Genomic DNA, 8501 nt, shown 5'->3' on the forward strand with positions numbered 1-8501 from the left:
GCGCGCTCCCAGCGCGTGACCCCTCCGTCCGCGCAGGCGCGGACACCTCCCCAGCGACGACGCTGGGGAGGGAACATGAATCACGACGGCGAGAGCAGGCGGCAGTCGGCGCGGTCGACGAACAGGGTTGTCGCCGGACCGTAGACGGTGAGGCCGACGCGCTGGCCGCCGGCGACCGTCGGCAGGTTGGCGGTCGCAGTCAGGACCACGTTGCCCGCATTGGTGAACCGGCATTCGATCACCGGATTGATCGGCGCCGCGCTGTTGTTGTTGAGATAGAGCACGACCTGCCAGTTCCGCGCCGGGATGGCCGACAGCGTGGCATTGTCGATGATGGCGATCGGCACTGTCGGCCCGGCAGTAATCGGCACCGTGCCGAGCACGGTCACGGCCGGCGTCTGCACGACGTTTCCGGGAGACGTGACGACCTGCCCCTGCGGGTTGAAGGCGCGGTCCTGCGGCGTGTTGGGCCCGCTCTTGCCGCCGACATTCTCGGGCGTCCAGATCTGGCCTGTCTTGGGATCGCGGAATTCCTGCGGTCCGAGCTGCTGGGCGACGACCGCCGTCGCGGCGATTGCACCCAGGAGGCCCGCTGCCAGGCTGCCAAGCCACTTGTCCACAGAACGAATCGTCATGCCACTCCCTCCGGTCGCCTGGTCCAACTCTCTTCGAGAGACGCGGAACAGAGTAGCGCAAATTCCGGCTTTTTGGAGTTGCATCGTCGCCGCTCTCAGTGCACGGCGGTGGGCATCTGCTCGGCGGTCGGTCCGTCGCCTGCCAGGGTGGTGCGCCGCATGTCGCGCGGCTCATCGGCCGGGAACGGCCGGGCGCGATGCATGGTCTGGCGATTGTCCCACATCACGAGATCGCCCAGCCGCCATTTGTGGGTGTAGACGAACTCGCGCTGGGTGGCGTGCTCGATCAGGTCGCGCAGGAAGCCGCGCGCCTCGGGCACCGGCCAGCCGACGATACCGCCGGCATGCGACGACAGGTAGAGCGACCTGCGGCCGGTCACCGGATGGGTGCGCACCATGCGTTGGCGCACCGGCGCGAAGCGCGCGCGCTCCTCGTCGGTGAGGTCGAAAAAGCCGATCAGCTGGCGCGAGTAGATCTGCGAATGCTCGCACACCATGCCCTCGACCAGCTCCCTGGTTTCCTCGTCGAGCGCGTCGTAGGCGGCGCGCATGTCGGCGAACTGCGTATCGCCGCCCTTCGACGGCAGCTTGACGGCGTGCAACAGGGAGTACTTCGCCGGCGTCACCTTGAACGAGCTGTCGGAGTGCCACAGCCGGTTGCCGATGGCGAACAACCGCCGGCGATCGTCGCGCGCATAGGGCGTGTCATCCTTGTCGAGGTTGGAGACGTCGGCAAAGGTCGTCGGCAGGCGATACTCGTTGGCGGCGCGCAGGCTCGAGCCGATGGCGTGCTCGATCGGCCCCAGGCTCTGCGTGAAGGCGAGCTGCTGGGCGTCGTCGATGTCCTGGTTGCGGAACACCAGCACGGCGTACCTGTCCATGCCGGCATGAATGGCCGCGACCTCGTCGGGCGTGAGCGGACGGCGCATGTCGACGCCGTCGACTTCACCCGCGAAGCACGGTCCGACTTGGCGAATCGCGACCGTCATTCTCACGTCTCCTCGATTGGGTATTGCGGGATACTAGCGCAAGGGAGACCACGACGCAGGCACTGCGAAGGTGCTGGTCTGCCGGTGCAGCACGACGCCCTCCGGGCGCGGCGGCGGCCACAGGCCGGGTTTCATCGCCTGGGCGCGCCGCGTCTCGCGGTCGGCCATGTTCCTGTAGGCCCAGACATGGACCCACTGATTGAGCGGGCCGATCTCGGTGTAGCCGGCGAAGACCAGCGGCGAGATCGCCGAGCGCGCGCCGATCAGCGGCGTCCAGGCCTCGATCACCTTGGGAATGTCGCCCGCGCTGTAGGTGTAGGTGCGGAATTCGTAGAGATTGCCGTGCTCGCCCGGCTCGAAATGGGGCGAGAACGGCGCGGCGTGGAGGATCTTGGACTCCATCTCGAGGATGACGTCCTGGATCTTGACCGGCCAGATGCCGGCGCGGATGGCCTCGGCGCGAATGTGCTCGCGCTCGGCGAGGTCCTTGTACGGCCAGACATGGATGATCTGGTTGAGCGTACCCACCTCGGTGTGCCAGAAGCCGCCGAAGCGGGAGAGCCTGGCGCGCGCGGGCGTGCCCGCGCCGATCAGTTCCTCGACCCGGGGGATGCTGCCGGGCTGCATGAGGTAGGTGCGCATCTCGAAGATCATGGCGTGTCTCGCAGCCAGGCCGGCAGGGTCAGCGAAGCGGCGACCACTTCGCCGGGACGGCGAAGGTGCTGTTCTGCTTGTGCAGCACCACGCTCTCGTGGCGCGGCGGCGGCCACAGGCCGGGCTTCATCGCCTGGGCGCGCCGCGTCTCGCGGTCGGCCATGTTCTTGTAGGCCCAGATGTGGACCCACTGGTTGAGCGGGCCGATCTCGGTGTAGCCGGCGAACACCAGCGGGGAGATGGCGGCGCGCGCCTCGATGCGCGGGCTCCACGCCTCGATGACCTTGGGGATGGCGCCGGCACCGTAGGTGTAGGTGCGGAACTCGTAGAGGCCGCCATGCTCGGCCGGCTCGAAATGCTTCGAGAAGGGCGCGGCGTAGAGGATCTTGGTTTCCATCTCCAGGAAGTTCTCGGCGACCTTGGGCGGCGGCCAAACGCCGGTCTTGACCGCTTCGGCGCGGATGCTCTCGCGCTGAGCGATGTTCTCGTAAGGCCAGATGTGGATGATCTGGTTGAGCGTGCCGACCTCGGTGCGCCAGAAGCCGGCAATGCGCGAGAGCTTGGCGCGTGCCGGATAGGAAGCGCCGAATGCTTCCTCGACCGCTGGCCCGGTTCCGGGCTTCAGCAGGTAGGTTCTCATCTCGAAGATCATGGGTTTCTCCCCTTGGTGGATGCCTTGCCTGTCACGCTCCTTCCCAGCCTCGCTGGGGAGGTGTCCCATCTTGCGGCGACGGACTCGTCAGGGCCTTCCGGACCGCGGGCGTCCCGCCCGCTCATCAATATAAGCGGGCGGGACGCCCGCGGTCCGCGTGAACCATGACCCCTCCGCCCCTATGAAGGGGCACCTCCCCGGCAGAGCCGGGGAGGAGAACTCAATCGGCCGCGGCGCGGGCTTGCGCGGTACCGGCGCCGAACGCCGGCATCACTTCCTTGGCGAAGCGGTCGAGTTGTTCCAACGTCACGGCGAGCGGCGTGCCGAGCGGCATGCTGCAGTTGATACGCTCGAGGCCGGGGTAGCGCTTCTCGACCGCCTTGAGCTGGGCGATGATGTCGGCCGGCGTGCCGGCCAGGAAGCCGCCCGCCTTCACCGCGTCCTCGATGGTCGGCAGCTTGACGGTGTCGACCAGCCGCGGGTCGCGCATCGCCGCGATCTGCTCGTCGGTCAGCGCCCGCACCAGGCGCAGCTCGCCGAACATCTTCATGTTCTCTTCGTAGTACTTCGCCGCGTTGCGCATGGCGGCCTCGCGGCTCTCGGCGATGTGGAACTGGTAGCCGAGCGACAGGCGCTCGCCCAGTTCGAGCGCGATGCCGCGGCGCGCATAGGCTGCCCGGAACTCGTTCATGTGCCGCTCGACGGCGCCGCCTTCGGCCGAGCCGCCTCCGATCACGCCACAGATGCCGTGTTTGGCCATGAAGTCGAAGGCGCGTTGCGAGCCGCTCTGGATCGGCTGCCAGCATTCGACAGGCCGGCGCACGGGGCGCGGAACCAGGGCAATCTCCTTCAGCGTGTAGCCGCGGTAAGGCACCTCGGGCGGGATCGTGTAGTACTTGCCCTTGTGCGAGAAGCGTTCCTCGTTGAACGCCTTGAAGACGATGTCGACGCCTTCCTCGAACAGCTCGCGGTTGGCCGCCTGGTCGATGAGCGGCGCGCCGAAGGTCTCGACCTCGCGTGTGTGGTAGCCGCGGGCGACGCCGAAGATGACGCGGCCACCGCTCAGGATGTCGGCCATGGCATAGTCTTCCGCCAGGCGCAGCGGGTGCCACATGGGCACGACGTTGAAGCCGCAGCCGATCTTGAGGTTCCTGGTCTGGTTCACCAGGTGCATCGCCATCATCAAGAGATTGGGGATGCATTCCGTGCCTTCCGGCTGGAAATGGTGCTCGGCCATCCAGAAGGTGTTGTAGCCCAGTTCGTCCATCTTCCTGGCGTAGGACACCGACTTGTGCAGTGTTTCGGCCAGTTCCGCGTTCGAGTAGTTGCGGTCGTTGATGGGCTTGCCGCGGTATCCGGCGTCTTCCATGTCGACAGAGCCGACATACGAACTGTCGAATTTGGTGATCATGCCTTGTTTCCTCCTATGAAAATGGGCGGTAACCCGCCTCATTTTCTCAGCGTCGTAATGCACGCCGGCGTGCCGGGGGTCTCCTGGGCGCAGTTCCGCACGTTTCCCGGGGGCTGCCAATCGAAATCAGGCTGGCTTAAAGTCATGGCTGGCAGCGAACCCGTGGGGGTCCGCGATGGAACGGAGGTCAGCCATGGGCAAGCAGTATGACCGAAGCGCCGAGGATCTCGGCAATATCGTTGGCCTGGAGCATGTCAACCTGCAGATTGCCGACCAGATCACCGGCACGCTGTTCTATATCAGCGGCCTTGGCCTGACGCGCGATCCCTACCTGATGACCAGCGTAGACAACATGTGGGTCAACGTCGGGCAGAGCCAGTTTCACCTGATCACAGGCACGCCGCAGCGCCTGCGCGGCCGCGTCGGCCTGGTGCTGCCCGATCGCGCGGCGCTGCTGAGCAGGCTCGAGCGCATGAAGAAGCCGCTCGAAGGCACCCGGTTCGCCTTCGTCGAGCATGACGATCATGTCGCGACGACCTGCCCGTGGGGCAACACGCTGCTTTGCTACGATCCGGCGCCGCGCTTCGGCCGCATGGCGCTCGGCATGGCCTTCGTCGAGTTCGACGTGCCGGTCGGCACGGCCGACGGCATCGCGAAATTCTATCGCAAGGCCTTCGACACCAGGACGCGCGTCGACAAGTCGAAGGCCGGGCCGGCGGCGCACGTTTCCGTCGGTTCGGGCCAGGAGCTGGTGTTCCGCGAGACCGATGCACCGCAACTTCCCTATGACGGCCATCACATCCAGGTCTACGTCGCCAATTTCTCGGGGCCGCATAAGAAGCTGCTGGAGCGCAGCCTGATCACCGAGGAGAGCAACGAGCATCAGTATCGCTTCGAGATGATCTCCGACCTCGACAGCGGCAAGCCGCTCTTTCAGATCGAGCACGAGGTGCGCAGCATGCGCCATCCGCTCTATGCCCGGCCCCTGGTCAACCGCAATCCGGCGCAGACCAACCGCAGCTACGTTTCCGGGCGCGACGCCTGGGTGGCCGACGCGATGATGGCGGAGATGGACGATCCGCGCACCGAAGCCCGCCAACAGCGTTTCGACCGGGTCACCCGGCGCGCCGCGGCAGAGTAGGGCCCGGCGATGAAGATCACCGGCTACGAGGCCACGGCACTCAACATTCCCGAGGACGACCCGCTGGCCAACATGCCGGAGGAAGCCGGCCGCAAGCGCCCCATCGTCGCCCTGCGCCTGCGCACCGACCAGGGGATCGAGGGCATCGGTGTCACGCTCTATGGCGGGCGGCTCAATGCGGCCCTGCTGGCCACTGTCGAGGCGCTCGCTGCCCTGACGGTCGGCCAGGACCCGATGCGCGTCGAGGCCGTCGTTGCCCGCCTGCGCACCCTGGGCGATGCCGGCGGGCCGGGCGGCCTGTTCACGCTGGCGCTGTCGGCGATCGACACGGCGCTGTGGGACATCAAGGGCAAGGCGCTGGAGCAGCCGCTGTGGAAGCTGCTGGGCGGCCATCGCGACCGCGTCGCCACCTACGCCTCGGGCTCGCTGCGGCGCGGCCTGACCGACGACCAGGCGCAGCGGGCGGCGCAGATCCTGCTGCAGAAGGGTTTTCGCGAGATGAAGACCCAGATGGCTCTGCCCGGCAATCCGACGCCGGCCGAGGAGGTGCGCCGCGTGCGCGTGGTGCGCGAGGCGATCGGCCCCGACATCAAGCTGATGTGCGACATCAACCAGCGCTGGCGGCCCGAGCAGGCGATCGACATCGGCAGCCGGGTCGAGGATGTCGGCCTGTTCTGGCTCGAGGACGTCACCACGTTCGACGATTACCAGGGCCTGGCGCGGGTCACCGCCGCGCTCAAGACGCCGATCGCCGGCGGCGAGTATGTCTGGGGCATCGCGCCGTTCCGGCAGATGATCGAGGCGCGCTCGGTCGACATCGTCATGGTCGACCTGGCGCGGGTCGGCGGCGTCACCCAGTGGATGAAGGTCGCCGGCATGGCCGAGGCGTTCAACCTGCCGATCGTGAGCCATGTCATGCCCGAGATCCTGGTCCACATGGTGGCCGCCTGCCCGAACGGGCTGACCGTCGAGTACATGCCCTGGATGCTGGCGCTCTACGAGGAGACTCCGGCTATCGAGAACGGCCAGATGGTCCTGCCGGAAAAGCCCGGCCTCGGCCTGAAGTTCGACGACAAGGCAATCGCCGCCTTCAAGGCGTGACGGGCTACATACTTGCTGTCATCCCGAGTAAGGCGCTTGCTCCATAGGCGCCTTACTCGGGAAGACAGGGATCTGCCATCGGCTGGCTCGCCGACCCACATGGATGAAACTCATGGCTGGGAGCGCGCCACTCCGATGGCGCTCATGAGGACTATGATCGAGAAGATGAGCGCCATCGGAGTGGCGCTCTCCCAGCGGAAGAGACCCAACCAGAGCGGTGATACGATGCCGAAAACGCTGTTCATCGATTCGACGCCCGACATCGATCTGGTGTGGCGCCAGGTTCATGGCGCCAACGACATTCCCATCACCGTCAACATGGGGCCGGCCAGGGCCGAGAACATCCCCGCGCTCGTCGCGGGCTACGATACCGTGATCAACGATGCGAGCTATTTCAACGAGGCGACTCTCGGCCAGTGCAGGGGCCTGAAGCACATCGTCTTCCTCGGCACCGGGGCAGCGAGCTTCGTCGACCTGGCGGCGGCGGCCAAGTTCGGCATCAAGGTGTCGACCATCGGCGGCTACGGTGACACCACGGTTGCCGAGCACGCCATGGGCCTGGTGTTCGCTGCCGCGCGCCACATCGCTACCATGCACGGCATGGTGCGCGCCGGCGGCTGGCGGCCGATGCAGGGGATGGAGTTGCGCGGCAAGACGCTGGGCATCGTCGGGCTGGGCGGCATCGGCAAGGAGATGGCGCGGCTGGCCAAGGGCATCGGCCTGGCGCCGATCGCCTGGAACCGCTCGCCCATCGCCGACCCGCCGGTCCCGATGGTCGGCATCGACGAGTTACTGGCGAAGTCCGACATCATCAGCCTGCACCTGGGATTGAACGACGGCACGCTCGGTTTCATGGACCGGGCCAGATTCGCCGCGGCAAAAAAAGGGGTCATCTTGATCAACACGGCGCGCGCCGGCGTCGTCGACGAGCCGGCGCTTCTCGAGGCCCTGAAGTCGGGCCAGGTCGGCCACTACGCCACCGACGTCTTCAACCAGGAACCGGTGAACCCGGACGAGCCGCTGCTCGAGCTCGACAACGTGACCCTGACGGCGCACGCCGGCTACAACACCCCGGAAGCCGCCAAGACGATGTACCGCCGCGCCATCGACCTCGCGGCTGCGGGGTGATTCATTCTCCTCCCCAAGCGAAGCTTGGGGAGGTGTTGCCGTCTTCGGCGACGGAGGGGTCATGAATCATGCGGGCCGCGGGCGTCTCGCCCGCCCGGCGCATTCAAAAGCGCCGTCCATGATCATGAGCGGGCGGGACGCCCGCGGTCCAAGATCCATGCCCCTCCGTCGCCGTAGGACGGCGACACCTCCCCAGCGATGAGGCTGGGGAGGATCATCTACGCCAGCACGTCGAAGCCCCTGAGGATCCCCGAGAATTCGTATGGCTGCTGGGCGAGGCCGCTGTACTCGGGGGAGGCCCAGGGGGAGCCGGCGCCGTTGCCGTTGTCGCGCGCCACCGACCACATCGAAAGCAGCGCGATGTTGGGATCCGTCCGCGCGTAGTCGAGCAGGGCTTCCGCGTCGGCCAGCGTGAAGATCTCGCCGGCAACGTCGTTGACGCCGATCATCGGCGTGACGCCGATCTTGGCGTCGATGCCGAGGCTCTGGAGCTGCTGGGCGGTGGCCTTGGCGGCGTTGATGGCGTTCAGCCCCATCTGGCCGCCATTGTCGACCGCAGGGCCATAATCCATCGCCATGATGTTGACGATGTCGATGTCGACGCCGTCGGCCTTGGCATGTTGCAGGAGAGCCAGGCCATTGTCATCGAGGCCGGTGGGCAGCACCGGCAGGGTGAAGCGTACCTCGAGATCGGGATTGGCCGCCTCGAGACCGACGATCGCCTGGTTGCGCAAATGGATCGACGACAGGTCGACGACGGCCGCACCTTCGATATCGAAATCGATCGAGG

At 66.6% G+C, this 8501-nt stretch carries 8 protein-coding genes and 1 pseudogene; 3 read left to right on the forward strand and 6 right to left on the reverse strand.

All coding sequences use genetic code 11. From position 1 onward, the window contains the following. Positions 1-80: 80 nt before the first annotated feature. The 5 genes from AB7O82_RS20945 to AB7O82_RS20965 all read right to left on the reverse strand — a co-directional run bounded on the left by AB7O82_RS20945 (position 81) and on the right by AB7O82_RS20965 (position 4341). Entirely contained in the window at positions 81-635 is a 555-nt protein-coding gene (locus tag AB7O82_RS20945) for a hypothetical protein (protein ID WP_428620074.1), read from the reverse strand. Positions 636-730: 95 nt separating this feature from the next. Next, positions 731-1624 carry a TauD/TfdA dioxygenase family protein gene (locus AB7O82_RS20950; RefSeq protein WP_428543401.1) on the reverse strand — a complete coding sequence of 298 codons (894 nt, stop codon included), beginning with the start codon at positions 1622-1624 and terminating at the stop codon, positions 731-733. Between the two features lie 33 nt (positions 1625-1657). Beyond that, a complete protein-coding gene (locus AB7O82_RS20955; protein ID WP_428543399.1) occupies positions 1658-2278 on the reverse strand; it encodes an NIPSNAP family protein in 621 nt (206 codons plus the stop codon). 28 nt (positions 2279-2306) lie between these two features. Next, entirely contained in the window at positions 2307-2930 is a 624-nt protein-coding gene (locus AB7O82_RS20960; protein WP_428620075.1) for an NIPSNAP family protein, read from the reverse strand. A 220-nt stretch (positions 2931-3150) separates the two neighbouring features. Next, positions 3151-4341, reverse strand: coding sequence for an LLM class flavin-dependent oxidoreductase (locus AB7O82_RS20965; RefSeq protein WP_428543395.1), 1191 nt, complete (start codon positions 4339-4341; stop codon positions 3151-3153). 193 nt (positions 4342-4534) lie between these two features. Here AB7O82_RS20965 and AB7O82_RS20970 point away from each other — a divergent pair, with 193 nt between their 5' ends. From AB7O82_RS20970 to AB7O82_RS20980, 3 genes are all read left to right on the forward strand, one after another. Continuing rightward, entirely contained in the window at positions 4535-5482 is a 948-nt protein-coding gene (locus AB7O82_RS20970) for a hypothetical protein (protein ID WP_428620077.1), read from the forward strand. A 9-nt stretch (positions 5483-5491) separates the two neighbouring features. Next, the gene (locus AB7O82_RS20975; RefSeq protein ID WP_428543391.1) at positions 5492-6583 is read left to right on the forward strand and encodes a mandelate racemase/muconate lactonizing enzyme family protein; all 1092 of its coding nucleotides are present in this window, start codon (positions 5492-5494) and stop codon (positions 6581-6583) included. Between the two features lie 225 nt (positions 6584-6808). After that, on the forward strand, positions 6809-7711 hold the full coding sequence (locus AB7O82_RS20980; RefSeq protein WP_428620079.1) for a 2-hydroxyacid dehydrogenase: 903 nt from the start codon (positions 6809-6811) through the stop codon (positions 7709-7711). A 218-nt stretch (positions 7712-7929) separates the two neighbouring features. Here the strand turns inward: AB7O82_RS20980 and AB7O82_RS20985 are convergent. Next, positions 7930-8501 (reverse strand): annotated as a pseudogene (locus AB7O82_RS20985) (fibronectin type III domain-containing protein); the annotation flags it as partial.

The organism is Reyranella sp. (assembly GCF_050185545.1).
Taxonomy (GTDB): Bacteria; Pseudomonadota; Alphaproteobacteria; order Reyranellales; family Reyranellaceae; genus Reyranella.